A 25174-nucleotide genomic window follows, 5' to 3' on the forward strand; every position below is an offset into this window, starting at 1 on the left:
CCGTAACCGATAGATCCGCTCAGACAGCTGCACAGCTCTGTATAGCAGGAAAACAGGGACAATACGTGATGGGATAACTACTGGTAGTCGACTTCGCCGTCGCCCTCGCCGATCCAGGCGTCCCGATCCGGGTTCCGTGAGTTCAGCGGGTCGATCCCTTTGTACCACGGCACGTTTTTGAGCTGTTCTTTGTTGTAGACGAACTCGTCTTTCGTGTCGGCGGTGAACTCGAAGTTCTGTGTCAGCAGGATCGCATCGACGGGACAGACCTCCTCACAGAGCCGACAGTAGATACACTGCCCGATGTGGAGGTTGTACTGCTCGCCGTTGCGTTGGTCGTCCATCACGATCTGGATCGTGTCGTTCGGACAGACGTTTTCGCACTGTCGACACCAGATACAGCGTTCCTGGCTGAACTTGTGGACACCGCGGAACCGCGGGCTGACTTCCGGGGCTGTTTCGGGGTATTCGACCGTGAAGGTCTTGCCGTTCAATGCGTGTTTCATCGTCGTCGCCATCCCTTTGAGAAGTCCGATCATGCTATCACTCCCACGATAATGGCCGTGAGCACCAGGTTAGCGAAGGAGAGCACAAGCATCCCCTTCCAACCGATCTCGATCAGTTGGTCGATACGAACGCGCGGCAGCGCCGAGCGACACCACTGCGTGAACAGGAAGAACGCCCAGATCTTGATCACAAACCAGACGAAACCCGGCAGTACCGGCCCCGCCGGGCCGCCGAGGAAGATCGTCGCCATGATCGCCCCGCCGAGGAAAACGTGGAGGAACTCCCCGAGATAAAACAGGACGAAGTACACCGACGAATACTCCGTCTGGTAGCCAGCAACGATCTCGGTCGGTGCCTCCGGGATATCGAAGGGGTTGCGGCCGATCTCCGCCATGTTTGCCACGAGGAACAACACGAACGCGAAGGGGTTGACGAAGGCAAACCACGCCGGAATCGACACCCCAGCGATCGAGAACAGCGTTGTGCTCTGTTCGGCAACGATCGTACTCAGCTGCAACGAGCCGGTGAAAACGACAACCGACATCGCTGTCACAACCAGCGGGATCTCATAGGCGATGTTTTGGGCGACCGCCCGCAGCCCGCCCATCAGCGAGTACTTGTTGTTCGAAGCGTAGCCGCCCATCACCAGCGACACTGATGCGATCGACGCAAACGCAAAGACGAGCGCGAGGCCCGCCTCGGGGTCAGCAAGCTGGATGTTGAGCGGGCCAAGGCTGCCCATCGGGATCACCGCAAAGCCAAGCATCGCCGACGCCGGCAGGATCAGCGGCGCGAGATCGTAGGATGGGCGATCGGCCCCATCCGGGATGATCAGCTCCTTCGAGAGCAGTCGCACTGAGTCGGCGACGATAATGAACAGGCCGAACGGCCCGATCCGGTCGACGGCGATCCGGTCGGTGAAGGCGGCCGTGATCTTCCGTTTGGCCCACGGGCCGGCAACACCGGTAAACGCCAACATAACATTGCCGACGACGAACGCGCCGATGAGCGCGCCGACAGCCGCGCCAAGGGCACCCTCAAGCCCGAGCAGATCGGCGATCTGTTCCGGCAACAAGACCTCGCCTTGGAGCACGCCAGCCATCAGCGATCCACCTCGCCAAGCACGATATCGAGGCTCCCGAGTGAGGCGATCGCATCGGGGACGTACTCGCCGTTGGACATCTCCGGCAGCGTCTGCAGATTCGAGAAACACGGGCTCCGGATCTTAAACCGGCCGGGCTCCTCGGTGCCGTCCGATCGGATGTAGATCCCAAGTTCGCCCTTCGCACCCTCGACGGCTTTGTAGATCTCTGTGTCGTCGTCGGGTTTGATCGTTCGCGGGACGTTTGACTGAATGTTGCGCTCATCTTCGGGCCAGTCCTCCAGCAGGTCGATACACTGCTCGACGATCTTGGCTGATTCCTCAACCTCGCGCATCCGGACGAGCAGGCGGCTGAAGTTGTCACAGCCATCCTCGGTGACGACATCCCAATCGAGGTTCTCGTAGTAGCCGTAGGGGTCGTCACGTCGCACGTCGTAATCGATGCCCGAGCCGCGGGCGACCGGGCCGGTCGCACCGTAGCTTTTGGCAACCTCCGGCGGCAACACGCCGGTGTCGACCGTCCGCACCTGCAGGATCTCGTTGGAGGTCATCATGTCGTGGTATTCCTCCAGTGCGGTCGGTAGATCCTCAAGGAAGTCCCGGGTCATCTCGAAGAAGTCCTCGCGGGGCTCCGGCAGATCCCAGACGACGCCGCCGAGCCGGAAGTAGTTGAACATCAGCCGCTGGCCGGTCAGCTCTTCGAGGATGTTCTGCACCTTCTCGCGATCCCGGATCGAGTACATGAACAACGCGGTGAAGTCGCCGTAGATGTCGAGGGCGAACGTCCCCAACGCGAGGAAGTGCGCCGCCATCCGGCAGAGCTCCGCGCCCATGGTTCGGATGATCTGGGCGTATTCGGGCACCTCGATGTCAGCCAGCTCCTCGGCCGTCCGCGCGTAGGCCCACTCGTTGAGCAACCCCGCCGAGATGTAGTCCCAGCGGTCGGGGTACGGCATAATCTGGTAGCGATACGTGCTGTTCTGACACATCTGCTCCTCACACCGATGGAGGTAGCCGATGTCGGGTTCGAGGTCGACGACCTGCTCACCGTCGAGGACGGTCTTGATGTGGAGGACGCCGTGGGTTGCCGGGTGATGCGGGCCGATGTTGAGGTACATCGTCTCGCTGTCGTTGTCGGCTGTCTGATCCTCCAACAGCGGGTTCTGGTGTTCCCGCAGCGGGACAACCTGTGGCTGATCTTGGTCGTAGGACTGCCCCAGCGGGTGGCCCTGCCACGTTTCAGGAAGGAGAATCCGGCGGAGATCGGGGTGGTCGTCGTACTCGATGCCGATGAGATCGTAGGCCTCCCGCTCGTGCCAATCAGCCGTCCGGAAGACCTCGTTGGCCGATTGGCTGACGGGGTTTTCCTTGTCGGCGGGGACGACGATGCTGACCTCCTGGGTGCGGTCGTCGTAGCTCGTCAGGTGGTAGATCGACTCGTAGCGATCCTCGTACTCTTGGGCGGTGACACACGAAAGGTGATCGAAGCCGGCCTGATCGCGGAGCCGACGCAGGGCATCGACAACGGAATTAGGTTTGATGACGAATCCCGGCGCGTTCAGGTGTTCCTCACGGCCGATGACGAGGTCACCAAGGAGGTCGGCGACCTCCGCGGGGGTCTGTACCGCGTCGGCGTCGGCGGGGAGTTCCACGCTCATGGTGAATCAGCCCAGTTGTACCGCATCACAAGATCCTCGACATCGATCTCCTCGGCGAGTTGGTCGATGATCTCATCGCGTTCGAGGTCGCCGAACTCCTCAAGCTCGTAGGGTTTGACCGTCACCGGCGAGGACTCGCCGTTGGCGATCCGCTCTTGGAGCTTGGCAACGCCGTAGACGAGCGCCTCCGGCCGCGGGGGACAGCCCGGGATGTGGATGTCGACCGGGATGACCTCCTCGGCTCCCTTGACGACGTTGTACCCCTCCTGGAATGGGCCGCCGGAGATGGTACAGGAGCCCATGCCGATGACGAACTTCGGCTCGGGCATCTGGTCGTAGACGCGTTTCATCCGTGGGGCGAACTTCGAGACGATTGTGCCGGGGATGATGATCACGTCGGCCTGCCGGGGCGACGCGCGGGGGACGCCAGCACCGAAGCGGTCGAGGTCGTGTTTGACCGCGTAGGTGTGCATCATCTCGATGCTACAGCAGGCGATGCCGAACTGCAACATAAACATCGAGGAGCCCCGCACCCAGTTCATGAACTTATCGAACTTGGTAAGGATAAACGGCGAGGAGCCAAACGCCTCCCGCAGCCGGGAGTTAAACCGGTTGTCTTGTCCCGAGAGCCGGGCCTCGCGGGTTGCTGTGCCTACCTTCGAACTGTCGGTAACGAACGGTTGTTGATTGTCGCTGCTCATGTGTTCTGTCGCTCCGTTTTCTGTGTGGCCGCACGAATACTCCGCGTCCACTGGACGGCACCGACGCGCCACGCCCAGATGAGGCCGACGACGAGAATCCCGATGAAGGCCAAAAGCGGGAGTACCGCCTGCGAGAGGGGGACACCCGCCTCTAGCGCGGAGCGGTACATAACCGCCCACGGGAAGACCATCACCGTCTCAATATCAAAGACGACGAACAGCAGCGCGACCATGTAGTACTGAATGTTCAGCTGGACGCGCCCCGAGCCGGTTGGGATCTCACCGCTCTCGTAGGTCGTTTTCTTACCGCTTTCTGGGACGGCTGGACGTAACAGCGCCGACACCACGATCATCGCAAGCGGGATCGCAATGCCGACCAACGCCAGTGCCCCGATAGCTAACCATGACATTCGATATACTCCGTAACACCTCTTGGTTCGCGCTGGGCCCTCATAAGCATTGATTTTCTACCGGCTAGGTGGGCATTCATGGGTCGACACACCGGTCGGCGAGCAGCACGCTACGCGTCGCGCTCGCGAAAGCCGTCGATTCCGCGGTCGTGAAGGGTTTTTGAAACCTCGCCGACGCCGCCCTGCAGCGAATCGTGGTACTCGATCAGTGCCTGCTCGATCTCGTCGTGTTCGCGCGCGATGATCTGACCCGCTGAGAGCCCAGCGTTGAACGATTTACCGGCATCAACTGCCGTGAGCGGCGCGCCGGTCGGCATCCCGATGACGCTATCGACGGATTTCTCCTGTACCGGGACACCGATCACTGGAATCGGGTAGGCGATCGAGGCGGTCATATTCGGCAGATCGGCGGATTTCCCGCCCGCGCCGGCGATGATCACATCCAGCCCACGGTCGGCGGCGGTCTCGCCGTAGACAGTCATCAGTTCCGGCGTCCGGTGGGCCGAAACGACGTAGCTCTCGAAGGTAAATCGACTTTCAGGCGGATTCTCAACATCCGTCTGTTCGGCGAAGCCGAGTTCTTCGAGGGCGTCGTACGCGCCGGCCATCACGTCGAGATCTGAGTCCGAGCCCATAATGATGCCAACGTCCGGCGTCGCCGCCGAACCACGCTGTTGGTCGGCTTCGGCTTCGAGTCGATCCATCAACGCTTGGACTTCAGGTGCGGTTGTCATTGGCCGTGAATGCTCCCAGCGGCGGCAAGTGCGTTGCGGTTGTGGCTACTGGGCGTGTTCAGATACATCGGAAAAATTGGAACCTTCTCGAAAGCCCCGAGTCGCTCCGGTCGAGAGCCTCGCCGCGCGCCTCGTTCGCTCCGCTCACTGTGGTGCTTGCGTCGGCCGTCTTCCCGGAGCGACTCGCCCCTTTCAGTCCCGCCCGACTGCGGCTGCTCGGCCTGCCAACGCGGGTGGGACTGAAAGGGGCCGGCGGCTCGGCGCGCCTGGACGACGCAAGCACCGCAGGAGTGAGCACCGCGAACGACAAGGAGCGCAGCGAGTCCCGGGAGCCGAGCCGTCGGGGGCTTTCGGGGTGGTCTCGATACAATCGCAGTGAGCTAAACAGTACCGTGGCTACTCGTCGACGAAGGTGACGCCGTCGCGGAGCGATTCCGCGCGATCAAGGAGTGCGTCATAGTCGTCGGCGTCGGCAGCGTCGGGATCGGTGACGGTGATATGGCCCATCTTCCGGAGCGGGCGGGCCTGTTTCTTGCCGTACCAGTGGAAGTGAGCATTCGACGATTCAAGCACGCTGTCGACGTTGTGCAGCGTTGCAGACTCCGGTTCGTCGACATCGCCGAGGAGGTTGACCGAGACCGTCGGCTCGGCGAGATCAGTCGATCCGAGCGGCCAGCCGAGGACGGCACGAACGTGGGTTTCGAACTGTGAGGTGTGCGCGCCTTCGATCGTCCAGTGGCCGGAGTTGTGTGGCCGCGGTGCGATCTCGTTGACGAGAATGTCGCCGTTCTCAGTTTCGAAGAGCTCGATCCCGTAGACGCCGTAGCCGTCGAGGAACTCCAGTACGTCAACGGCGACCTCGCGGGCGCGATCACGTACGCTGTCGTCGGTGCGCGCTGGCGAGACGCTGGCCCGAAGGATTTCGTCCTCGTGGATCGTCTCGGTGACAGGATACGTAGCGACGCCGTCGGGCCCTTTGACGCCGATCACCGAGAGCTCACGCTCGAAGGGGACGAACGCCTCGGCCATCGTGTCGACGCCGAGTTCGTCGAGGGCGGCAGCCGCGTCGTCGGGCTCCTGTACTGGTGTGTTACCCCGGCCGTCGTAGCCGCCCTCCCGTGCTTTCAGCATTACACCGTCGAGTTCCTCAACTGCCAGTTTGAGATCTTTCTCGCCGCCGACCCCGATAAAATCCGGTACCGGAATCCCGGCGTCAGCGAGGGCCTCCTTCTGGACGAGTTTGTCCTGAATCGTCCGGAGGGTGCCGGGATCGGGATTGACCGGCACGTCATGCTCGTCGGCGACATCTGCAAGCAGGTCGGGATCGGCGAGTTCGATCTCGAAGGTGAGGGCGTCGCTTGCGGCGGCGAGTTCCCGTACTGCGTCGGGATCGTCGAACTCGCCGACGATCTGCTCGCGGGCGACAAGCGAGGCCGGACACTCGGGCGTCGGATCAAGCACGATTACCTCGACGCCAAGCGGCGCGGCGGCTTCGGCGAGCATACGACCGAGTTGACCACCGCCGACGACGCCGAGCGTCGGGCCGGGAAGCGTTGTCATACGCGAGAGATTCCGGCGGGCGAAAATAAGGGTTCTCACCTGGGATGTCGTCGGTGCTGACCGGACGTTTTTATCCAAAGCCGCAGCAGACCCAGCGTGACCTGTCACCGCTGGCTCCGGCCGGTTGGTTGGCTTCTCGTCTGTGGCTGCCTCCTCCTCGCCGCGCCAACTGTGGGTGTAGCGGACGCGACAACAGCGGTAGCAACGACAGCAGCGACAGGAGAGATTACCGAACTCTATCCGAATCCAACGACCGACGAAAACCGCGGTGAGTACGCGGCCGTTAAGATCGCCGAACCGGGCAACTGGACGCTCACCGACGGGGAAGGCGTCGTCGACTTGCCGGATGGTCAGACGGGACGATTCGTCGCGACACGGCACCCCGACAAAACCGCGGCCTACACGAACGCAGCCCCGGTCGTCGCCAGCGGCAGCTTCCAACTCGCTGTCAGCGGCGAAACACTGCGGCTCCGCCGTGGGAACAGCGTTGTCGACACCGTTAATTACGAGGATGCGCCTGAAAGCCAGCAGTGGCGCGCCGGCCGCGAACCACGCTGGCAGCCCGCGGGCTTCGAGCCGCGGGCACCCACCACCGTTAGCGACGCGTCAGTCGAGGCCTTCGTGCTCCCTGACAATCCGGCCGCGCCGGTCGAGGCGATCGACAACGCCGACAACCGACTGTATCTCGCGGCCTACACGCTGACCGATCAACGGGTCGTCGACGAGTTGATCGCCGCCCGCGACCGCGGGGTCGACGTGGCCGTCCTCGTTGAGGGTGGCCCAGTCGGCGGTATGACCGAACAGCAGGCGACCGTCCTCGATGAGCTCGCCGCCGCCGGCGTCGACGTGCGCGTGATGACCGGTGACGCTGCCCGGTTTCGGTACCACCACCCGAAGTACGCCGTCGCCGACGACACCGCCGTCGTGCTCACCGAAAACTGGAAGCCGGCCGGCACCGGTGGAGCCGACAGCCGCGGCTGGGGGCTAACAGCCGAGTCGGAGGGGGTCGCCAACGAACTGGCCGGGATTTTCGAACACGATACAACGTGGAAGGATACCCCAGAATGGGAGACTGTCCGCGAGGAGATCGAAACCGTCGAAGCCGAGGCGGCGACCGGCTCGTATCCACAGCACCATCCGCCGGTGTCGACGACAGCTGAGGAGCTCACCGTGCTCGCTGCCCCCGATAACGCCGAATCGGCACTGGTCGAACGCATCAACAACACCGACGACGAGTTGCTTGTGATCCAGCCGTCGATCGGCGACCGCGACTACCGACTGCTTCGGGCGGCGATCCGCGCGGCCGACCGCGGCGTTGAGGTGCGGATCCTACTAAGCGGAACCTGGTACGCCGAAGAGGAAAACACAGCACTGGCGGAGCAACTCCGCGAGCGAGTGGCCGATGACAACGTTCCGCTCAATGTCCGCGTCGCCGAGGAGAACAACCGGTTTGGGAAAATCCACGCAAAGGGGATCGTCGCCGACGACACCGCTGTCATCGGCAGTCTCAACTGGAACGACAACTCCGCCGAAAACAACCGCGAGGTGGCGGTCGCCGTCACCGACGACGTCGTCGCCGACTACTACCGGGAGGTCTTCACCGGCGACTGGCAGGCCGGCGGCGACGGTGGTGGATTCAGTCTTCTCCCGAGTGGTGAGCTTCCGACCGGGCTCGTGGTTGTCGCTGTCGCTGTGATCAGTGCCACCGCGCTGCTCGCAAAGCGGTGGCTGGTCTTCGCTGAAAGGTAATGTGAAAACAGCGGTGACGGAGCCGTGTTATTCCAGCGGAGCGGTACTCGACAGCGACTCATCGAGGTCGGCGTCAGCCATCTTCTCGACCAGCAGATCGATCACAGACTCGCGGCGACCCTTGACGAACTTGATCGAGCCGACAACGAGGTGGCCGCCGCCGGAGACGCCGGCACCCGGCAGTTCCTCGTTGAGTTCGGTGACCATCCGCGGGATGTCGAGGCGGACGCCATCCGAACGGAGCACGGCGAAATCCGGACCGTAGCCGATCGTGATCACGGGTTCGCCGGTCTCGGTAACCTTCCGGTCGTGGAGGTTGCCGGTCGTCTTCCCGGGTGCGGGGTAGGTAAACCGGTGGGCGAAGTTATCGAGGTCGATGCGGTAGAGATGCGCCTCGGAGTCGAGTCGTTCGTGTTCGACGTGTGGCTCAAGAGCGTCAAGTTGGCGTTCCACGTCGCGTTCGGCGCGCTCGGCGAGGAACTCGATGAGGCGTTCGTGGCGCTCGGAGTCGTCACAACCCACGTCGAGCACGTCGTTGACGAGTGTTTTGCCCTCGTTGTAGCGCAGCCAGTGGGCGGCGTAATCAAGCGCTTCGCCGATGGCTTCGAGATCGTCGCGGTCGTAGCCGGCCTCCTTGGCGCGGAAGACAAACCGCGGCATCACGTCAGCCTTCGAGCGATCCGAGAGGCCAGCGACCGCCGGCACGTGTTCGACATCGTCGCTGATCGAGGGGTCGATCAGCCGGGCGAGTTCGACCGACATCATCCCGGTCGTGATCCGGTAATCCTCGCCGTAGAGATAGGGATTGATATGGGCATCCAACAGCGGGTCAACCGCCTCCGGATCGGGGTGGTGGTGATCAAGGACGGCGATCGGGATATCGTAGTGGGCGAGGTTTCGGTAGGCCGGCACATCCTCCTCGGTCGAGCCGTTATCCAGCATGACCAACAGTGGGAGCTTCTGGCCGTGGCGATCCTGGCCCTCTAAGGCGAAGTTGAGATCCCGCGTTACGTCCTCCATCTCGTAGTAGGGGGCCTTACTCGGCAGCCGTTTACAGAGGTGTTCGGGCGCGTCAGGGTCGGCGTGTACCTCGGCGATGAAGTTCTCCAAGGCGAGTTGTAGCGGCGTCGCCCCACACATCCCGTCGCCGTCGGCGTGATGCCGGATGCGGATCGGACGGCCCTCAAGAACGGTCTGTCGCAGGCGTTCAGCGAGGGCAGCGAGGTCGTCGAAGATCGGCTCAAAGGCGGGCCACTCGACCAGCGGCTCAATGTCGGCCGGTGTCGCCCGCTCCGAGAGCGTCTCATCGATCGTCTCGCGTGCTGCCGCGGCGGTCTCGTCGGCGAGCACCGTCAGCGACTCGATTTCCAACTGTCGCACATCGTCGTGGAGCTCGACATCGCCGGTGATCCGGACGGCATCGTCGACGGCGGCGTCGGGATACGCTCGAACGCCGGCCTCCTCAAAGGCCGCACCGCTGACGATCCCGGTGCCGTCGGTGGCCTCGAAGATGGTCGGGCCGCCGGTCTGTTTGATCTGGACGAGTCGCCCCTCGACGGTCACGGTTTCGCCGGTTTCAAGCTCATTGATCGGCGTGATATCCGGTTCATGTTCCCGAAGCTCTGTCCGGTAGTCGTCGAAGGCGGGGATAGCAAAGGCGATATCACCGTTTTCCTTCTGAGAATCGAGGGTAACGACGAGGCGGTCGCCCACGTCGTAGGAACGATCGAGATTTGACTCGTGAATCAACCCCGAGACGGTATCGGAGATATCGACGAAGACGCCGTAGTCGACGACACCGTTGACGACAGCGTGGTAGTGGTCGTCCGGTGAAACATCGGTGATCGTACAGTCAGGGGCGAGATCGTACACGACGGGACGCGAATCATCCCGAACGCCGGAATCCCCGGCGGACTTATCGCTCATATATCCTCGGTAGGAGTGACCAACGTGTTAACCTTGTTATCTCCGCTCGGCGGGGCTTTCGGAACGCTTAGATGGCCGCCCGGCCGAGATGGTGGCAATGCGGCTGTTCCGTTCGAGTGAGATCCTCGGCATCGCCCGTGAGACCTTGGAGTTCGCACTCGAAGCCAGCGAGGCGACACACCCCAACGAGTATATGGGCCTGCTTCGGGGTGAGGACGCCCGCAAGTTCGATCTTGAACGGCGCGGCCAGGTCATCACCGACGTGTTGGTGATCCCCGGCACCGAATCCGACCCACAGAGTGCGACGGTCAAATCAAATATGATCCCCAACGACCGCAAAGCAGTCGGCTCGGTACACTCCCACCCAAACGGCGTGTTGCGACCGAGCGACGCGGATCTGAAAACCTTCCACAAGGGTAACGTCCACATCATCATCGGCGCACCCTATGGCTGGCGCGACTGGAAGGCCTTCGACAGCAGCGGCGACCCACGATCACTCGATGTGCTCGATGTCGACCTCCCCGAGGAGCAGTTTTTCGACTTCACGCAGGCTGATATCGACGCCGAACTGCGGGCTGAGGGCCGTGATCCCGGCAACGAGGAGCCAGAGCGATGACCGAGCCGACACGCGCGGTCGCCCAAGGCACCTTCGACCTGCTGCATCCGGGCCATATTCACTATCTGGAGGCGGCGGCGACCTACGCCGATGAACTGCATGTGATCGTCGCTCGACGGGCCAACGTCACCCACAAGCAGCCGCCGATCCTCTCGGATCGCCAACGCCGGGAGACGGTTGGGGCCCTCGACGTCGTCGACGAGGCCCACCGCGGGCATCCTGAGGACATCTTCGTGCCGATCGAACAGATCGACCCCGATGTGATCGTCCTCGGCCACGACCAACACCACGACGCCACGGCGATCAACGAGACACTGGCCGACCGTGGGGTTGACTGTGAGATCGAGCGAGCAGGCACCCGCGAGCCGAGCCACGACGCGGAGCTGCTGTCCTCGCGGGCGATCATCGATCGGATCATAGAGCAACGCGGCTGAGAGCCGGGTCGGTGCCGACAAGGCGACATAGCGACATCGGTCGGTTTTTGTGGGCGACAGATGGTTCGATCAGTATGGGATTTGGAAGCTACGATGAATCCGAACAACAGGATCAGGACGTCGAAACAGATGACAGCGACAGCGTCGCGGTGCACGAAACCGACCACGACGGCGAGATGTCGTTTGAGTCCGATACCGATACCGACGATCTCATCGACCGGCTCGCAGAGATGAAAGACGACGAAGACGCGTAGGCGACGCCGATAGCAGTCCGGCACAGATGAGCGACCACCTCAGTTGACGGAACGATTATGCGCACCGGCGGCAAAGCCGGGCTGTGACCGACGGCGACCCGGCAGCCGGTGGAGCGTCCGACGGCGGTGAGACGGCCCAGCGGCGGGCGAGAAAGCGTGAGCTCGCACTCACGCTTATCGAACACCTCGAAGCCGATGAGCTGTCGCTGTCTGCGGTGATCGATCGGATCGAGACGGTGACCACGAGTCCATCGCTCACCCGAGAGATCCTCGATACCGCCGAAAAACGGGGGCTCATTGAGCGTGAGGACGGCAGAATTCAGGTACGGCGCGGCGGAAGCTTCGTCCGCTTCGACCAGCAGATCGTCGCCCGCGACGGCGAGTTTACCTGTCAGCGATGTGGTGCGGGGCTCTCAACGGGCCATTTCATCGTCTTTGAGACCGGCGAACTCGGGCCGTTTGGCTCGGCGTGTATTCGAAAGGTTGTCGGCCGCGACGATTAGACTAACAAAAATGAGGGCTGTTATCGGCCACGGCGAAGCTCTTCGATCAGCGTCTCGATCAACTCGTTTTGACGGGCCAACTGCTCCTCTTGGCGGTCGATCCGCTCGGCGAGGGTGGCAACTGTCTCGGCCAGATCACCCTCGTCGACCGGGCCAGCGGACTCAAAGCCGGAGTTTGTAAAGCCACTCGACTGTGTCGTTTCGGGCGTCGTGGCGTCGGCGGTCGTCGCCGAATCAGCTGTGGATCCGGCGGTAGTCGTCGGCTGGCTCTCAGGTTCGGTGTCAGTGGGTGCCGGCGGTGTGTCCCCACCGGTGGTCGCTGTCCCGCTGTCAGCGGTCGTCGCGGGCTGACCCTCGGCAGCGGTCGATGATTGGTCGCTGCCACCGTCGTCGAGCGACGCCGCAAGAGCTTCATCGCCGACGGTGTCTGTCGATTCCGTACCCGAATCCAGGGCTTCGTCGGCATCGACCGCTGGTGGATCAGCTCCGAGCGGGTCGATCCCTTCGCCGAAGTCGAGCTGATCAGCCGAGGCCTCCGCGTCGGCTGGCGTGTCCGGCTCGTCGGCGGCCGCCTCGGCGACCTGCGCGCGCAACGCGTCGATGCTATCGACATCGTGGAACGCACAGACCGCATCAACGACAGCCTCTCGGACGGCACGAGCGTCATCGCTGGGGATCTTAAACCGATCCTGCCGGCCGTCGTGGGTGAGGACGACCGTGGTGGCGACGCTGCCCTCCTCGAAGGTCACGTCGGTGATCGACGCGTACTCAAAGCTCTCGAAGTCCTCGGTCCAGACCGGCGTCCCGATATGTTTGACGACCTGCCGGCTGGTGATAATCAGCGTGATCTCACTAAATCGGAATGTCTTCAACACGCTTTCGCCGGGGTCGGTGACGCCGGCGGCGTTGATGACGCCGGCAAGGATCGGGAACAGCGCGTCGTCGATCCGGGATGACGGCAGCGACAGCGTCTCCGTGCCATCGAGGCCGTACTCCATGGTCAGCTTGGCCTTCCGACGGCCCTCCGACAGCGTGAGGCGTTCGGCGTCGTGAGGGTACTCCTCGACGGCCTCATCGGAGAGGAGCCCCTCAGCACGGTAGACAAGCGTCCGCGTCGGCGTGACCGCAAGGATGTCGTCGCCGCCCAGCGAGACCTCCGCGACGGCAGGTTCCTCGCCCAGTGCGGACGTGAGTGCGTCGGGCAGACTCATTGCCGTATGATGCCGGTGGTGGGTGATAAATCCGGCTGTCTCATTGGGTATAAAAGGGCCGTCGACAGCGAAATCGACGGGACACCGGCAGTTCGGATAGCCGATAAATCGCCTGCCGAGAGACCGTCGCAGATGAGAAGGTTAAAGAACCGGATCGGGGTATATTGGGGTGCGGCCGGGTGGCTTAGCTGGACATAGCGCCGCACTCATAGGGTTACTGAGATTCGGTGCGGTACCGCCTTGGAAGCGTCCGCTCCCATGAGGCCTGCCGAGCCTCGTACCTGGGATATGCGGAGATCGTGGGTTCGGAGCCCACCCCGGCCATGATTCGACTGGCAGCCTCGTGTGACACCGAGTAACCACGCTTTGAGCAGTTGCAAACGAAACGTGAGCCGTTAGACCGGTCGTTCGGTACCGCTGGTGCCAAAGAGATAGGTGCCGGTCGTCAACAACACAGCAGCGACAAGAAGAATACTGTACGTTAGCAGTCCCCCCTGCCACAGCAGACTGGGGATGAAGAGCAACGCCCCGACAACGAACAGTGCGATCCCGATACCGGACTGATTCGGTATATCCATACTGCCCGACAGTCCGGACGCAACTGTCTTGAGCGTTCTGCTCTCCCGGCTTCAGGTGGTAGCAGTCACTCACAGTCACACCAACGGTGGCAGAAACGCTGGGATCGGAGGCAGAGTGCCACGCAAACGAAAGCAATGTGATTCGGGCATATGGCAGAACAGACCGACCGCAACAGAGGACGCCGGCAACGAACCGGTCAGCTATCCGTCAGCGGGTTTGATGACTGTCGTTGCGCTGTCGGCAGCCGCGGGAATGAACACGTCGGTGTCAACCGTCTTTTTTTGTCCGGACGCGATAGTGCCAACCGGACAACTCCGACTCGATAGCAGTGTCTCGCCGTCATAGAACTCGACAACGAGGTCGATATCGATGGCTTCGCCGTCGTTGTCGATCGTGACCTCGGCGCGCCCAAGTTCATCGTTGATATCGGCTACAGCCTGTTTGGTATTCGTACTGTTGTAGAAGGTCGGGTCGGTGGCTGTAAAGTGCTCTGCTGTGTCGCCGATATACCGGAACAACCCTTCGCTGATCCGCTCGTAGTGGTTGTACGCCTGGCTATCCTCGTCGAGAATCGTCCCGATCGGGTTGAGATCGGCCCGGAGGTCACTGGCGATAGTCGATCGGTTGCTGGGGTTCGTTTTGAGCCGCTTGTACTCCGTAATAAACGGATCAAACTGTTCAGGGAGATCACCGTCGTACTGCTCGCTCAGTGCCTGGAGCTCCTGATCAAAGTTGAGCATCGGCGGCAACGACGCAGACACCGGCTCGGCTGGAACCCACGGTCGCTTTGTGTCGGTCGGACGGGAGGTCTCGGCGCTCTGCTCCGGCACCGTCGCATCGAAATACCCCAGCGAGTCAAGGAGTGCGGCAAACCCGGCACTGACCACGGTGATGATGAGCACACCAGCGGTCAACAGGTGTGAGACCGGCGGTTCAACCGGGCCGAGCTGAAACAGCGCGATAAACACGCAGGTAACGCCACCGATCGTCAACAGGAACGAGCCGAGGTTGGGATCCTCGCCGGTCAGAAACTCGATGCCAGAAAGGAACCCTGCCTCGGCGGTCGATGTCGTACTGTCAGATGAGGATTCTGGCGAGCTCATTAGTCGGCCTGTAGCTGGCTGGTGGCGTTGTTGGCATCGATGGCCCGCCGAAGCACCTGCACGAGGTGTGACACCCAGATGCCGGCGGTAAACCCAAACAGGGTGCCAACGGTTGTCATTCGGAGCGTGTATTCAAACGGCGAAAACGCGGCAAGAATACAGAGCCCACCGAAGATGACCATCAACACATACTGAACGCGGGTGTCGCTGTTTGCACGGCGTATCTCACTAAGCATCTTTACGCAGTGGAGGGGGTACAGTGTGTTAAATCCATTGCGTAGCACAGGCTCACAAGTTGCGGCGGTGTCGGCAGGATACGTCAGGAGAACAGCGATCCGCTATCGTCGTCGGTGATCGCTTACGCTGACTGCTGGCAGCAGTTGAGATGCAATGGTCGAGAGCGGGCAGTCGGTATATGCAACCGGTGGCTACTCGACGATTTCCTCGGGTGGCTTCCGCTCGCCGGCCGGCACAACGACATCAAGCCAGTTTTCCTCCGGCGGGAGTGGACAGGCGAACGTCTCGCTGTAGGCACAGAAGGGGTTGTACGCGAGATTGAAATCTAGTGTGACGGTGTCGCCGTTAGTCAGTTCCTCATCGGGCTCAGTCTCCATATACCGCCCGCGGTCGTAGGTTTGTTGCCCCGTCGTTTTGTCGCGGAACGGGATGAAGATCGTCTCCGTATCCTCGTTTTCCTGCTGATAGCCGGCGAGCTGTTGGCGTTCATCGCGGAGTTCAAACTCGAAGATGTAGGCACGAAGATAGCGGATCGGTTGGCCCGCCGTTACGTCAAGTTCGACCGGCTCAGGGTTCCCGTAGACACGGACGCGCGTCGGCACACGGAATTCTGGCTTGGGGTCGAAATACGACAGCCCCTGGAACGCATCCCGCACCTCTGGTTGGATCGGCGACTGTGGGTGTTCGGTCAAAAACTCGTCTTTATCGGCTCGCATCTGTTTGATCTCGCTGACCCAGCGTTCGTACTCTGCTTCGGCGTCAGTCGCGTCGGGATCGGTCATACCCCGAATGTGAGACGAAGCTACCTAACGGCGTTGCACCGTGGCGCGCCTCGTTGTCTGTGGTCGGCGGACGACCCGCAATCGAAGGGTCGTTACTGCCAGGGGTCGAACGCCGGGTATGGCCGATCTCAACCCGATCGCAAAGCGGATTCACAACGTGACACCAGACCCGGTTCAGCTAACACTAGCTGATGGCACCGAGGCCGTCTTCGAATTCGAGTGGACGGAGTTCTTCCAACAGGAGTTTCAGGCGGAGGGTAGCCGCGTTGACGACGATGCCAGCTATCGGCTCGTCTCCAGTGACGACAACGAGGACATACTTATCGGCCGGCAACCCGCCGGCGACGATGGCTGGGAGATGCTCGGCGCGATCGACGCCGCTGAGGCCGCCGACGGCGACGCGTCCTGACGGCTGTTAGTCGGAATCCTGGGCGTCGACGACGGCGACGCCGGCGAGATTAACGATATCTTTGACCTCGTCGCCGCGCTGGAGGACGTGTACGGGTTTGTCCATCCCGACGAGCATCGGGCCGATCGCCGCCGCGCCGCCGAGCCGCTGGAGTAGCTTATAGCCGATGTTACCCGACTCCAGGTTTGGGAAGATGAGCACGTTTGCGGGTGCGTCGAGTTGGCTAAACTCGTAGGTGTCGCTGAGGATATCCTCGACGACAGCGGTGTCGGCCTGCATCTCGCCGTCGATCGGGAAGTCAACCGCGCTGTCGCCGTGGAGCCGTGAGACAGCCTCCCGGATGGTGGCCGTCGCCTCGTTGCGAACGCTGCCGAAATTCGAGTACGACAGCATGGCTGCTCGCGGCTCAACGTTGAAGCTGCGGGCCAGCTCGGCGGTGTGTTTGGTGACCTCCGCCAACACGTCGGCGTCGGGGTGCTGATTGACCGTCGTATCGGCACAGAAGACAACGCGGTTTTTAAATGCAAGCAGGTAGACCCCGGCGGCGTAGTTGGCGTCGTCAGCGGTGCCGATTACCTGCAGCGGGGCGCGCAACGCCGAGGGGTAGTGGTGGGTAAGCCCGGTCAACATCGCGTCGGCGTCGCCGGTTTCGACCATCACACTGCCGAGGTAGTTGGTGTCGCCTTCGATGAGCTCCGCCGCCTCGCTGCGGGTGACCCCTTTGCGACGCCGCAGCGCATACAGCTGGTCGGCGTAGGCATCGAGTTCGCGGCCGCTTGGGTCGACGACCTCCGGCTCGAAGGCCAACCCAAGGCGGTCTGCTGTCCGGCGGATTTCGGCTTCATCGCCCAGAAGAACGGGGTCGGCGATCCCCTCCTCGGTGAGCTGGTAGGCCGCCCGGATCATCTTTTCATCCGTGCCCTCGGAGAGGGCGACACGTTTGGGATCACTTTTCGCCTTGTTGAGGACGATCCGCATCATCTCGCGGGATTTACCGAGTCGCGCTTCAAGCTGTTCGGCGTAGGTGTCGAGATCGTCGATCTCAGTGCGGGCACAGCCGCTGTCCATCGCCGCCTCGGCAACTGCGGGGGCGACCTCAAACAGGACGCGTGGATCAAGCGGTTTCGGGATCACGTAGTCGGGGCCGAATTGGAGTGGTTGGTCGCCGTAGGCTTTGACGACCTCATCGGGGACATCCTTGCGGGCCAGTTCCGCCAGCGCCTCGGCGGCGGCGCGTTTCATGTCCTCGTTGATGTCGGTCGCCCGCACATCGAGCGCGCCACGGAAGATAAACGGGAAGCCGAGGACGTTGTTGACCATGTTTGGATAGTCGGAGCGACCGGTGGCGACGATCACGTCGTCCTCGCGGGCAGCCTTGGCCGACTCGTAGTCGATCTCCGGATCAGGGTTGGCCATCGCAAAGATGATCGGGTTGTCGGCCATCGACCGCACCATCGACTGGGAGACGATGCCGCCAACCGAGAGGCCGACAAACACATCGGCACCCTCCATCGCGTCGGCGAGATCGCCGTCGGGCACGTCGCTGGCGAACCGCTGTTTGTACTTGTTGAGGTCATCCCGGTCGGTCGTGATGATCCCCGAGGAGTCACACATCGTGATACTGTCGTGGTCGACGCCGAGTGAGACATAGAACTCGGCTGTCGCAATCGCCGAGGCCCCAGCCCCAGAGAAGACGATATCCAACTCATCGAGGGGCTTGCCGGTGATATCGGCGGCGTTCAGCAGGGCTGCACCCGAAATAATGGCTGTGCCGTGTTGGTCGTCGTGGAAGACGGGGATATCCATCCGCTCGCCGAGTCGATTCTCGATCTCGAAGCATTCCGGCGCTTTGATATCCTCTAAGTTGATGCCACCGAAGGTTGGCTCCATGGCGGCAACCGACTCGACAAAGGCGTCGGGATCGCCGAGATCGAGTTCGATATCGAAGACATCGATGTCGGCGAACCGCTTGAAAAGCACACCTTTGCCCTCCATGACGGGTTTAGATGCCTGCGCGCCGATGTCGCCGAGGCCGAGGACGGCCGAGCCGTTGGAGACGACACCGACGAGGTTGCCCTTTGCGGTGTACTCGAAGGCGGCCGTCGGATCGTCGTCGATATCGCGACAGGGGGCGGCGACACCCGGCGAGTACGCGAGACTGAGGTCGCGTTGGGTGTTGGTCGGCTTTGTCGTCTCAATGGCGATCTTGCCTGCTGGGGGCTCCCGGTGGTACTCGCGTGCATCGTCATCTAATCCCATAGGCGATGATTACAGGGCAGTTACAAAAACGATTGGTCGATTGACGGCGACACCCAGGCGTTGTCGGCGAGTCAGTAGATCACCCCTCCTCGTCGACAGCGGGGAGACGCAGACCGGCTGCACCGTCACAGGTGTCCTGTCGCGGTGGAATCATACCGTGACGACCGCTGGCGACGGGTACAGACGGCGAAGTCAACTGTAGTTAGTCGATTACGGGGGATTCGCCATCGTCGGCACTAGTCGTCGTCGCCGGTCGCAGCCGTAGTTCCTCGTCGCAGGCTGCCAGCATCGCCACCTCGTAGTTTGTGACGTAGGTCAACACCGCGATCTGCACCGGCAACAGCACCACCCAGCCGATCAACAGCGTCACCAAAGCGAGCAGCCCCAACACCACGAGGGCGGCTGTCGACGAGGCGGCCGCGCTGAGCCCACCAAACAGCCCGAAGACGATGACAAGGCCGATCACGCCGCCGATGGTAAGAACGATCCCGTAGACGATGATCGAAAGGATTGCTCGGGCGATGCCGACAGCCAACAACAGCAGGAGGTGGACAACGAGGTAGACGCCGAACTGTGACAGCTGCCCGCGGAAAACGGGCCAGAACCGCCGCCACCCATCGAGAACGCCGCTGTCGGTGACGACCATCGTTGGGACAACAAACTCATCCGTAATGCGGCTCACAATTGTCGAGAGGAGCATGACGCCGATGATAAAGAGGCCGGCTGCCGCAAATACCAGCAAGCCAACCGGAATGTCGGCAACAGCGAAAAACACCACAAGTCCAGCGAGCGGCCCGACAGTCAGCAGCCCGAGCCCAAGCTTAAACGCATACAGCCGGAGTGCCTGCCCGAATCGACGTTTGGCCGGCTCAATGAGCCGCACCGTGTCGGTCTGGAGGTCGTCGTAGAAGACGAACCGCAGCGTCTCCGTGAGGAGGCCGATCACCAGCACGATAGCGAATGCCAGGAGCCCGATCGCAACAAGCAGCCCAAGCTCGGCACCGGCCATCTCAAGCAGTTCACTCGGTGGCGGCACCTCGCCGGTCGGCGGCGCGCCGGCAGTTACGTTGCCACCGGGGGCAAATTCGCCGCCGGATGGGGGTGTGATGTTCCCATCGGTTGTCACGTTGCCGCTGCCGGCACTCATGTTACCGGGAGAGTCGTCGCCAGGAATCGAGGAGGGGAGATTCAGCAGGCTGAGGCCGGAGCCGCCCGTCCCAACAAAGATCGAGATGAGGGCGAGTTTCAGCCATCGACCGACGGCAAACGGGGACAGAAACGACCGGGTTTCCTCGATCGCTTCGTCGACACTATCGATCGCGTGCCATGACATACCCGTGACCAGTCTTGACGAGCTAAAAGGGGTTTCGAAGGCTCAAATCCCGCTAAGGATTCCGATGTAGCACCGCCGGCCGAGCGAGTGTGGCGTCGCCGACGGTATCATCAACGGCGTCGACATCGATCGTCGGCCACGCGTCGGACAGCGTTAGTGGCTCGATGGCGTCGTCGGTGACCACCACGGTGCCCTCGCTTTTCGCGCCCTGCACGGTCGGATTCCACGCGTAAGCCATCGGCGTGAAGATGCTGGCCGCGTGGTCGGGCATGGCGATCCACTCCCGGCCGGCGAAGCCGGCGGCCCCACCCTGATGGTGGTGTGTCCACTCGTCGGGCCAGTCGACAGCGGCGTAGGCCTGCTGGATGGCGTCAAACACGTCGCCGGCGGTGCCATCTGTGGCTGCAACCTGCTGGGTCGCCGCCAGCGCGCTTGTCTCGACGACCGCAGCGGTGCGGTGGCGGTCGACGAGCCAGTCCGGCGCGTCGAAGGCAACCGTTCGGGTCGCACTCGCATGGAGGCCGCCGCGGTGGGTGGTCACCGACAGCAACGCGTAGTCGCCAACTGCCGTCTCGGTCGGCGTGTAGTGCCGATACTGTTGAGCGCGCTCGTCGCCACCGACGAGAACGACCGGCGCGACGAGCCCGCGGGCTTCGAGTGCCGCCCGGAGCTCGGTGGCGACCTCGCGTTCGGTATCCGTGGGGGCGATCGATCGCCCGGCAGCCTCGATGGCCGCGGCCACATCCGCGCCGACAGCCCGATAGCGGTCGATATCAGCGTCGGCTAGCGGTTGCCGGAGTGTTGTTGGGTCGACCGTCGCAAAGCCCGGCACATCGAAGTCGGCAGCGGCCGGCGTCGGCGACCGCTCGGCGACAGCCTCGGCCAGCGAGTCGGCATACCAGTCGACGGCGGCGACCGTGAACTCGGATGGAAGCTCTTCGTCGCGAAGTCGCGGGGCTTCGATGGTGTCGGTGACGACGCGGAAGCCGGCCTCGCGGTCGTAGCCGGCGGCGGCGACGCCGACCGACCCCTCACGGTCGACGACATTGCTGCCGCCGGTCAGCCACGCGAAGCTGTTTGGGCGGGCAAACCAGACGGCCGCGAGATCGGTCGCATCGAGATAGCGTTCAACTCGTGGCTGACGGTCGGCTACCGGCGGTGCTGCGGGTGGCATATCACGCTCTTCGGTTGCAGCTACTTGAAGCCGGAGCACCCATACAGATGACAGCGAGCGCGCGTGTGAACAGGTCTAAATAGCCGGCGGCCTGACCTGCGACCAATGCTTGAACGCCCAAACTGGTTCACGTTTCGACGGTTTGCGGCGGTCACAACAGCCCTGACGGTGTCGCTGATCACCCTCGGCGTCTACACCTCAGCGACCGGCTCCGGGCTGGCCTGTCAGGCCCAGTGGCCGCTGTGTTCCGACCAGTTGATTCCGACGCTAACGATCAACCCGGATTTCATCGAGTGGTTCCATCGTTTCGTTGCGATGATCACCGGCTTTCTCATTCTCGGCACGGCCGGCTGGGCGTGGCGACGCGGTGATCGGCGGACGACACGCACCGCTGTTGGAGCGGTTGTGCTGCTCCCGCTACAGATCTCGATCGGCGCGATCACCGTGACGATCAACGGGCTCGTGCCGTGGGGGTATGCGGTGCCGACACATGCGGCACACCTCGTTGCCGCGCTGTCGATTTTCACGCTGTTGTCGCTGACAACGATCTACGCCTACCGCGAGCACCACAGTCGCCCGCCGCGGGCACGGGGCCGACGCGCGCTTGGTGTCACCCTCGTCGCGCTGCTGGTTAGTGGCCTGTTCAGCCGTGGCGTCCCGCTGTTGCAGTATTCGCCGGGCGCACAGGCGTGGTATTATGCTGTGTCGCTGATCGCGGTCATCGGGCTGTTGGCGACGGTGTACTGGCTGACCGGCGTCGACCGGCTTGGTCGGCAGTTGGCCGGTCTCGCTCTCGCGATCATTGTCGGCACCATGCTGATCGGTCGGGATCTTGTCGCTTACACACCGACCGTCCAACTCCTCAATTTCGGGCTGTATGTGGCCGCGGTGGTGCTCGTCGCCGGCGGGCTCTGGCGGCTGTTTGGGCGGGTACAGTCGCCGTCAACGCCGTTTGGAACCGAGCACTCAGAGTAAGACGCAACGACGACAGATCCTCACGAGTGTGCCCGCCACCTACACGAAGTCGTTGAGCCCGGCCTGATTCTCATCGTCGTCGTCGGTCTTGGCTGGATCGTCGCCGTCAGTGTCGGCATCGCTATCGGAGCGACGTGTCTCGCTGTCGTCACCCCGGTCGGAGACAGCAGAATCGCTGTCCGCCGTTGTAGCGTTGTCGTCGCCGTCTCCTGTGCCCCCGGCAAACGCGCCGCTGGAGTGGGCTTTGATCGCCTCCGCGCGTAGTTCCTCGGCGTCGGCGACGATCGACTCAACCTTGTTCGTTGACTCGCCGCTGCCGGTAATGAAAGACACCGCCGCTTCGTCGAGGTCGTAGGCCGCCGTCATCGTCACAGTCAATTCCCTTGGTTTGCAGTGGTGTGTCATCGCCGACAGGAACGGCAACACCTCACGGCGGGCGGTGTCAATGCTGAGGCCGCTCCGCTCGGCGATCCGTTGGCAGACCTCGTCTGCGGTCTCATCTGATCCGGGCCAAAACTGCGGGCGGCTGTAACGCGTCCAGCCGCCGTTGGTGCCGTCGCGGGCGGCGGCGACGCCGGCAGCCGCGTTGTCGGTCGCATACCGCCAGTAGCTGTAGTTTTGGGTGGCACGCACGCGGCCCAGCCACCGGTCGGCGTTGGCTAAGACATCGTAGGCGCGGGCGGCCTCGGTTGGCTCATAGACCGCCAACAGATTGTTTTCGAGCCATTTTGTCAGATCATCGGGCGTCTCATCGACGCGGTAGGCCGACTGCAGGGCCTCCTCGGCGGACTCCTCTTTGAGAACAACATCAAGGAACGGAAAGAGACCCATCGCCCGATCCCGCCCGCTGGTGACGACATCCTCGGCGGTGATCGCATCGCGGCCCTCTGTGGCGGCTTGCAGATCCTTGATCGCCCCACGGAGGTCACCGTCGTTGGTGTCGGCGATCACGTCGAGGGCGTCCTGTTCGTACTCGATGTCCTCCCGGCGACAGATATCCCGCAGGACAGGAACGATCGAGCGTGCGGATACGTCGCGAAACTCGATGTCCTCACAGGCGTTGCGCAGTCCGCGAGACATCTCGTAGAACTCGTTGGCGATCAGCACGATCGGTTGGCTGGCGTCTTTGACCAGCTTCGTGATCGCCGACGCGCCGCCGCGGTCGTATGTGCCGTGGATGTTGTCGGCCTCATCAAGGATGACGAGTTGGCGGCTCTCGGTGTCGCCGCCGCGGGCGCCGCCACCGCCCGCACTGCCGGCCAAGGTGGCGTTGTTTGCCGCCCGCCCGGCAAACCGCTCGATCACGTCAGCGGTTCGCTGGTCGGAGGCGTTGAGTTCGACTGTCTTCCAGCCCATATCCGCGGCCAGCGCGTGGGCCGCGGAGGTCTTGCCGACCCCCGGCGAGCCATAGAGGATCACCGCCTGCCCGTGGTCGTCCCACGTTGTGGCCCACTCGTGGAACGCATCGCGGGCTTTGTCGTTGCCGCGAACCTCCGAGAGGGTCGTCGGGCGGTAGCGTTCGGTCCAATCAGCCATTATTGTGATGTGGCTCGTCGCTTGCTTAGTGGTTGCGACCGCGGGTGCCCCGACAGTCGGGCGGACTCGTTCCGCCGGTAGATTCATGCAGACTGTCCTGAAAGAGTGTGGTATGACAGAGCATCAATCACACGCGATGGACGACAACGAGATCGGTGCCTTGCTCGGTTCCGGCGGCACCGGCGTGATCGCCTTCGCCGACGAGGACGAGCCATACGCCATCCCGATCTCCTACGGCTACGATGACGACACCGAGGCGTTCTATATCCGGTGTGGGTTTGCTCCCGACAGCGAGAAACGCCGGTTTGTCGACGACGGCGTCACGGCGTCGTTGGTCATTACCGATGACACCGGCACCTGGCGGAGCGTCATCGCCCGTGGGTCGCTCACCGAGATCTCCGAACCCGCGATCGAGGGCGGGGCCGCCCAAAGCATCCGCCGGATGAACATCCCCTACGTGACGATTCACGAGACGCCAGCGACAGCGATGGAGTTTGAGCTTTACCGACTCACCCCTGAGTCGGTGACCGGTCGCAAGGAACAACCCTGACCGGCCGGGCGATATGGCACCACCAGCGGCCAATCAAGCATATACGACAGTTGTCTAGCCCATGGTTCGACAGATTTTTTCCCAGACCGTCGGTAGCAATGATATGGGACAACTGGCGGTAGGGCGGCGATGACAGCGACCGTACGCGAGGATCTCGCCCACCGGATCGCCGGCGAGGTCACGCTGAGTGACGACCCCGGCGCGACGCTGAAGAAGTGGCGCACCGATTTCAACATCTCCCAAACCGAGTTGGCCGCCCAGATTGATGTCTCCTCGTCGGTGATCTCGGATTACGAGAGCGGTCGCCGGGAGAGCCCCGGCATCGGCATCGTCCACCGGCTGGTCACCGCCCTGCTCGATGTCGATGAGGCCCGTGGCGGCAGTCACATCCGACAGTACGGCCGTGTGCTGTCGGCCGGCTTCGAGAGCGACATCGTCCACGACCTACGAGAGTATCCAGCCGCGCTCCCGCTGGATGATTTTTATGACGCACTCGACGCCACCGAGGTCAGCGAGGGCAAATGGGACTACGTCAACGGTCACACCGTCATCAACAGCATTCAAACGATCACCCGGCTGAGCAACGAGGAGTTTTATCGACTGTACGGGCAAAGCACCGACCGCGGACTCGTGTTTACGAACGTCAGCCGCGGCGAGGGGCCACTGGTCGCCATGCGCGTCGTCACACCGACGCCGAACGCGGTCGTCCTCCATGGGATCGAGGCCGATGACCTCTGGGAACACGCCCCCGCACTTGCCGAGATCGACGGCTTCTCGCTGGCGACCTCGACCCGGGATCTTGATGACGCGCTGGCGGAGCTGCGGGAGTTGGCCTGATTGACGGCATCGACACCGCTCGGTAGTCGCGCTGG

At 62.6% G+C, this 25174-nt stretch carries 26 protein-coding genes and 1 tRNA gene; 10 read left to right on the forward strand and 17 right to left on the reverse strand.

Annotated elements, in window-relative coordinates; genetic code table 11:
- Positions 1-77 precede the first annotated feature (77 nt).
- From DP106_RS05665 to purK, 7 genes are all read right to left on the reverse strand, one after another.
- Positions 78-539, reverse strand: a complete 462-nt coding sequence (locus tag DP106_RS05665; RefSeq protein WP_120083975.1) for a NuoI/complex I 23 kDa subunit family protein — start codon at positions 537-539, stop codon at positions 78-80.
- Positions 536-1609 carry a complex I subunit 1/NuoH family protein gene (locus tag DP106_RS05670; RefSeq protein ID WP_120083976.1) on the reverse strand — a complete coding sequence of 358 codons (1074 nt, stop codon included), beginning with the start codon at positions 1607-1609 and terminating at the stop codon, positions 536-538. Before DP106_RS05670 ends, DP106_RS05665 begins: the two co-directional genes overlap by 4 nt.
- On the reverse strand, positions 1609-3267 hold the full coding sequence (locus tag DP106_RS05675; RefSeq protein ID WP_120083978.1) for an NADH-quinone oxidoreductase subunit D: 1659 nt from the start codon (positions 3265-3267) through the stop codon (positions 1609-1611). The genes DP106_RS05670 and DP106_RS05675 overlap by 1 nt, the downstream gene beginning before the upstream one ends.
- A complete protein-coding gene (locus DP106_RS05680; protein ID WP_120083979.1) occupies positions 3264-3968 on the reverse strand; it encodes an NADH-quinone oxidoreductase subunit B in 705 nt (234 codons plus the stop codon). Before DP106_RS05680 ends, DP106_RS05675 begins: the two co-directional genes overlap by 4 nt.
- Complete coding sequence (locus tag DP106_RS05685) at positions 3965-4378, reverse strand: NADH-quinone oxidoreductase subunit A (protein ID WP_120083980.1); 414 nt, start codon at positions 4376-4378, stop codon at positions 3965-3967. The genes DP106_RS05680 and DP106_RS05685 overlap by 4 nt, the downstream gene beginning before the upstream one ends.
- A 110-nt stretch (positions 4379-4488) precedes the next feature.
- Positions 4489-5112: a 5-(carboxyamino)imidazole ribonucleotide mutase gene (gene purE, locus DP106_RS05690; RefSeq protein WP_120083982.1), complete on the reverse strand. Its 624-nt coding sequence runs from the start codon at positions 5110-5112 to the stop codon at positions 4489-4491.
- 396 nt (positions 5113-5508) lie between these two features.
- The gene (purK, locus tag DP106_RS05695) at positions 5509-6780 is read right to left on the reverse strand and encodes a 5-(carboxyamino)imidazole ribonucleotide synthase (RefSeq protein ID WP_276310057.1); all 1272 of its coding nucleotides are present in this window, start codon (positions 6778-6780) and stop codon (positions 5509-5511) included.
- On the opposite strand from purK, the gene DP106_RS05700 reads away from it, so the two are divergent.
- On the forward strand, positions 6769-8421 hold the full coding sequence (locus DP106_RS05700) for a phospholipase D-like domain-containing protein (RefSeq protein ID WP_120083983.1): 1653 nt from the start codon (positions 6769-6771) through the stop codon (positions 8419-8421). The two genes, purK and DP106_RS05700, sit on opposite strands and share 12 nt — an antisense overlap.
- A 27-nt stretch (positions 8422-8448) precedes the next feature.
- Here the strand turns inward: DP106_RS05700 and DP106_RS05705 are convergent, their stop codons facing one another.
- Positions 8449-10347: a DHH family phosphoesterase gene (locus DP106_RS05705; RefSeq protein ID WP_120083984.1), complete on the reverse strand. Its 1899-nt coding sequence runs from the start codon at positions 10345-10347 to the stop codon at positions 8449-8451.
- A 97-nt stretch (positions 10348-10444) separates the two neighbouring features.
- On the opposite strand from DP106_RS05705, the gene DP106_RS05710 reads away from it, so the two are divergent.
- The 4 genes from DP106_RS05710 to DP106_RS05725 all read left to right on the forward strand — a co-directional run bounded on the left by DP106_RS05710 (position 10445) and on the right by DP106_RS05725 (position 12154).
- Positions 10445-10963, forward strand: a complete 519-nt coding sequence (locus DP106_RS05710; protein ID WP_120083985.1) for a Mov34/MPN/PAD-1 family protein — start codon at positions 10445-10447, stop codon at positions 10961-10963.
- On the forward strand, positions 10960-11397 hold the full coding sequence (locus tag DP106_RS05715) for an adenylyltransferase/cytidyltransferase family protein (protein WP_120083987.1): 438 nt from the start codon (positions 10960-10962) through the stop codon (positions 11395-11397). The genes DP106_RS05710 and DP106_RS05715 overlap by 4 nt, the downstream gene beginning before the upstream one ends.
- Before the next feature lie 74 nt (positions 11398-11471).
- On the forward strand, positions 11472-11651 hold the full coding sequence (locus DP106_RS05720) for a DUF5786 family protein (protein ID WP_120083988.1): 180 nt from the start codon (positions 11472-11474) through the stop codon (positions 11649-11651).
- Positions 11652-11734: 83 nt separating this feature from the next.
- Positions 11735-12154, forward strand: coding sequence for a DUF5830 family protein (locus DP106_RS05725; RefSeq protein ID WP_276310058.1), 420 nt, complete (start codon positions 11735-11737; stop codon positions 12152-12154).
- 20 nt (positions 12155-12174) lie between these two features.
- Here the strand turns inward: DP106_RS05725 and DP106_RS05730 are convergent, their stop codons facing one another.
- Complete coding sequence (locus DP106_RS05730) at positions 12175-13365, reverse strand: DUF7115 domain-containing protein (protein ID WP_120083989.1); 1191 nt, start codon at positions 13363-13365, stop codon at positions 12175-12177.
- A gap of 173 nt (positions 13366-13538) precedes the next feature.
- On the opposite strand from DP106_RS05730, the gene DP106_RS15785 reads away from it, so the two are divergent.
- Positions 13539-13689: transfer RNA gene (locus tag DP106_RS15785), tRNA-Met, on the forward strand.
- Between the two features lie 71 nt (positions 13690-13760).
- Here the strand turns inward: DP106_RS15785 and DP106_RS05735 are convergent.
- The 4 genes from DP106_RS05735 to DP106_RS05750 form a co-directional block, all read right to left on the reverse strand.
- A complete protein-coding gene (locus tag DP106_RS05735; RefSeq protein WP_120083991.1) occupies positions 13761-13943 on the reverse strand; it encodes a hypothetical protein in 183 nt (60 codons plus the stop codon).
- 201 nt (positions 13944-14144) lie between these two features.
- On the reverse strand, positions 14145-15047 hold the full coding sequence (locus DP106_RS16065; RefSeq protein WP_205738893.1) for a hypothetical protein: 903 nt from the start codon (positions 15045-15047) through the stop codon (positions 14145-14147).
- Positions 15047-15283 (reverse strand): hypothetical protein, encoded by a 237-nt coding sequence (locus tag DP106_RS05745; RefSeq protein ID WP_120083992.1) that lies wholly within the window; start codon positions 15281-15283, stop codon positions 15047-15049. The genes DP106_RS16065 and DP106_RS05745 overlap by 1 nt, the downstream gene beginning before the upstream one ends.
- 192 nt (positions 15284-15475) lie before the next feature.
- Complete coding sequence (locus tag DP106_RS05750; protein ID WP_120083994.1) at positions 15476-16066, reverse strand: DUF1684 domain-containing protein; 591 nt, start codon at positions 16064-16066, stop codon at positions 15476-15478.
- 118 nt (positions 16067-16184) lie between these two features.
- Here DP106_RS05750 and DP106_RS05755 point away from each other — a divergent pair, with 118 nt between their 5' ends.
- A complete protein-coding gene (locus DP106_RS05755; RefSeq protein WP_120083996.1) occupies positions 16185-16475 on the forward strand; it encodes a transcriptional regulator in 291 nt (96 codons plus the stop codon).
- Between the two features lie 6 nt (positions 16476-16481).
- Here DP106_RS05755 and DP106_RS05760 read toward each other — a convergent pair whose 3' ends face one another.
- The 3 genes from DP106_RS05760 to DP106_RS05770 all read right to left on the reverse strand — a co-directional run bounded on the left by DP106_RS05760 (position 16482) and on the right by DP106_RS05770 (position 21241).
- Positions 16482-18734 (reverse strand): NADP-dependent malic enzyme, encoded by a 2253-nt coding sequence (locus DP106_RS05760; protein ID WP_120083997.1) that lies wholly within the window; start codon positions 18732-18734, stop codon positions 16482-16484.
- A 202-nt stretch (positions 18735-18936) separates the two neighbouring features.
- Positions 18937-20067: a DUF7544 domain-containing protein gene (locus tag DP106_RS05765; RefSeq protein WP_120083998.1), complete on the reverse strand. Its 1131-nt coding sequence runs from the start codon at positions 20065-20067 to the stop codon at positions 18937-18939.
- Positions 20068-20119: 52 nt separating this feature from the next.
- Complete coding sequence (locus tag DP106_RS05770; RefSeq protein ID WP_120083999.1) at positions 20120-21241, reverse strand: M24 family metallopeptidase; 1122 nt, start codon at positions 21239-21241, stop codon at positions 20120-20122.
- Positions 21242-21403: 162 nt separating this feature from the next.
- On the opposite strand from DP106_RS05770, the gene DP106_RS05775 reads away from it, so the two are divergent.
- Entirely contained in the window at positions 21404-22216 is an 813-nt protein-coding gene (locus tag DP106_RS05775) for a COX15/CtaA family protein (RefSeq protein ID WP_120084089.1), read from the forward strand.
- Positions 22217-22255: 39 nt separating this feature from the next.
- Here DP106_RS05775 and DP106_RS05780 read toward each other — a convergent pair whose 3' ends face one another.
- Positions 22256-23752 (reverse strand): replication factor C large subunit, encoded by a 1497-nt coding sequence (locus DP106_RS05780; RefSeq protein WP_120084001.1) that lies wholly within the window; start codon positions 23750-23752, stop codon positions 22256-22258.
- Positions 23753-23864: 112 nt separating this feature from the next.
- Between DP106_RS05780 and DP106_RS05785 the strand changes: the two genes are divergently transcribed.
- Together DP106_RS05785 and DP106_RS05790 are read left to right on the forward strand one after the other, a co-directional pair.
- Positions 23865-24302: a pyridoxamine 5'-phosphate oxidase family protein gene (locus DP106_RS05785; RefSeq protein ID WP_120084090.1), complete on the forward strand. Its 438-nt coding sequence runs from the start codon at positions 23865-23867 to the stop codon at positions 24300-24302.
- A 129-nt stretch (positions 24303-24431) separates the two neighbouring features.
- Positions 24432-25139 carry a helix-turn-helix domain-containing protein gene (locus DP106_RS05790; RefSeq protein WP_120084002.1) on the forward strand — a complete coding sequence of 236 codons (708 nt, stop codon included), beginning with the start codon at positions 24432-24434 and terminating at the stop codon, positions 25137-25139.
- Positions 25140-25174 lie beyond the last annotated feature (35 nt).

It is taken from the genome of Halonotius pteroides, from assembly GCF_003605635.1.
Classification (GTDB): domain Archaea; phylum Halobacteriota; class Halobacteria; order Halobacteriales; family Haloferacaceae; genus Halonotius; species Halonotius pteroides.

Coding starts and splice junctions, on each gene's coding strand:
- DP106_RS05720 (WP_120083988.1), top strand. CDS start 11,472: ATGGGATTTGGAAGCTACGATGAATCCGAACAACAGGATCAGGACGTC.
- DP106_RS05665 (WP_120083975.1), bottom strand. CDS start 539: ATGATCGGACTTCTCAAAGGGATGGCGACGACGATGAAACACGCATTG.
- DP106_RS05790 (WP_120084002.1), top strand. CDS start 24,432: ATGACAGCGACCGTACGCGAGGATCTCGCCCACCGGATCGCCGGCGAG.
- DP106_RS05785 (WP_120084090.1), top strand. CDS start 23,865: ATGACAGAGCATCAATCACACGCGATGGACGACAACGAGATCGGTGCC.
- DP106_RS05760 (WP_120083997.1), bottom strand. CDS start 18,734: ATGGGATTAGATGACGATGCACGCGAGTACCACCGGGAGCCCCCAGCA.
- DP106_RS16065 (WP_205738893.1), bottom strand. CDS start 15,047: ATGAGCTCGCCAGAATCCTCATCTGACAGTACGACATCGACCGCCGAG.
- purE (WP_120083982.1), bottom strand. CDS start 5,112: ATGACAACCGCACCTGAAGTCCAAGCGTTGATGGATCGACTCGAAGCC.
- DP106_RS05670 (WP_120083976.1), bottom strand. CDS start 1,609: ATGGCTGGCGTGCTCCAAGGCGAGGTCTTGTTGCCGGAACAGATCGCC.
- DP106_RS05780 (WP_120084001.1), bottom strand. CDS start 23,752: ATGGCTGATTGGACCGAACGCTACCGCCCGACGACCCTCTCGGAGGTT.
- DP106_RS05735 (WP_120083991.1), bottom strand. CDS start 13,943: ATGGATATACCGAATCAGTCCGGTATCGGGATCGCACTGTTCGTTGTC.
- DP106_RS05685 (WP_120083980.1), bottom strand. CDS start 4,378: ATGTCATGGTTAGCTATCGGGGCACTGGCGTTGGTCGGCATTGCGATC.
- DP106_RS05750 (WP_120083994.1), bottom strand. CDS start 16,066: ATGACCGATCCCGACGCGACTGACGCCGAAGCAGAGTACGAACGCTGG.
- DP106_RS05705 (WP_120083984.1), bottom strand. CDS start 10,347: ATGAGCGATAAGTCCGCCGGGGATTCCGGCGTTCGGGATGATTCGCGT.
- DP106_RS05745 (WP_120083992.1), bottom strand. CDS start 15,283: ATGCTTAGTGAGATACGCCGTGCAAACAGCGACACCCGCGTTCAGTAT.
- DP106_RS05715 (WP_120083987.1), top strand. CDS start 10,960: ATGACCGAGCCGACACGCGCGGTCGCCCAAGGCACCTTCGACCTGCTG.
- DP106_RS05770 (WP_120083999.1), bottom strand. CDS start 21,241: ATGCCACCCGCAGCACCGCCGGTAGCCGACCGTCAGCCACGAGTTGAA.
- DP106_RS05730 (WP_120083989.1), bottom strand. CDS start 13,365: ATGAGTCTGCCCGACGCACTCACGTCCGCACTGGGCGAGGAACCTGCC.
- DP106_RS05675 (WP_120083978.1), bottom strand. CDS start 3,267: ATGAGCGTGGAACTCCCCGCCGACGCCGACGCGGTACAGACCCCCGCG.
- DP106_RS05755 (WP_120083996.1), top strand. CDS start 16,185: ATGGCCGATCTCAACCCGATCGCAAAGCGGATTCACAACGTGACACCA.
- DP106_RS05710 (WP_120083985.1), top strand. CDS start 10,445: ATGCGGCTGTTCCGTTCGAGTGAGATCCTCGGCATCGCCCGTGAGACC.
- DP106_RS05680 (WP_120083979.1), bottom strand. CDS start 3,968: ATGAGCAGCGACAATCAACAACCGTTCGTTACCGACAGTTCGAAGGTA.
- DP106_RS05765 (WP_120083998.1), bottom strand. CDS start 20,067: ATGTCATGGCACGCGATCGATAGTGTCGACGAAGCGATCGAGGAAACC.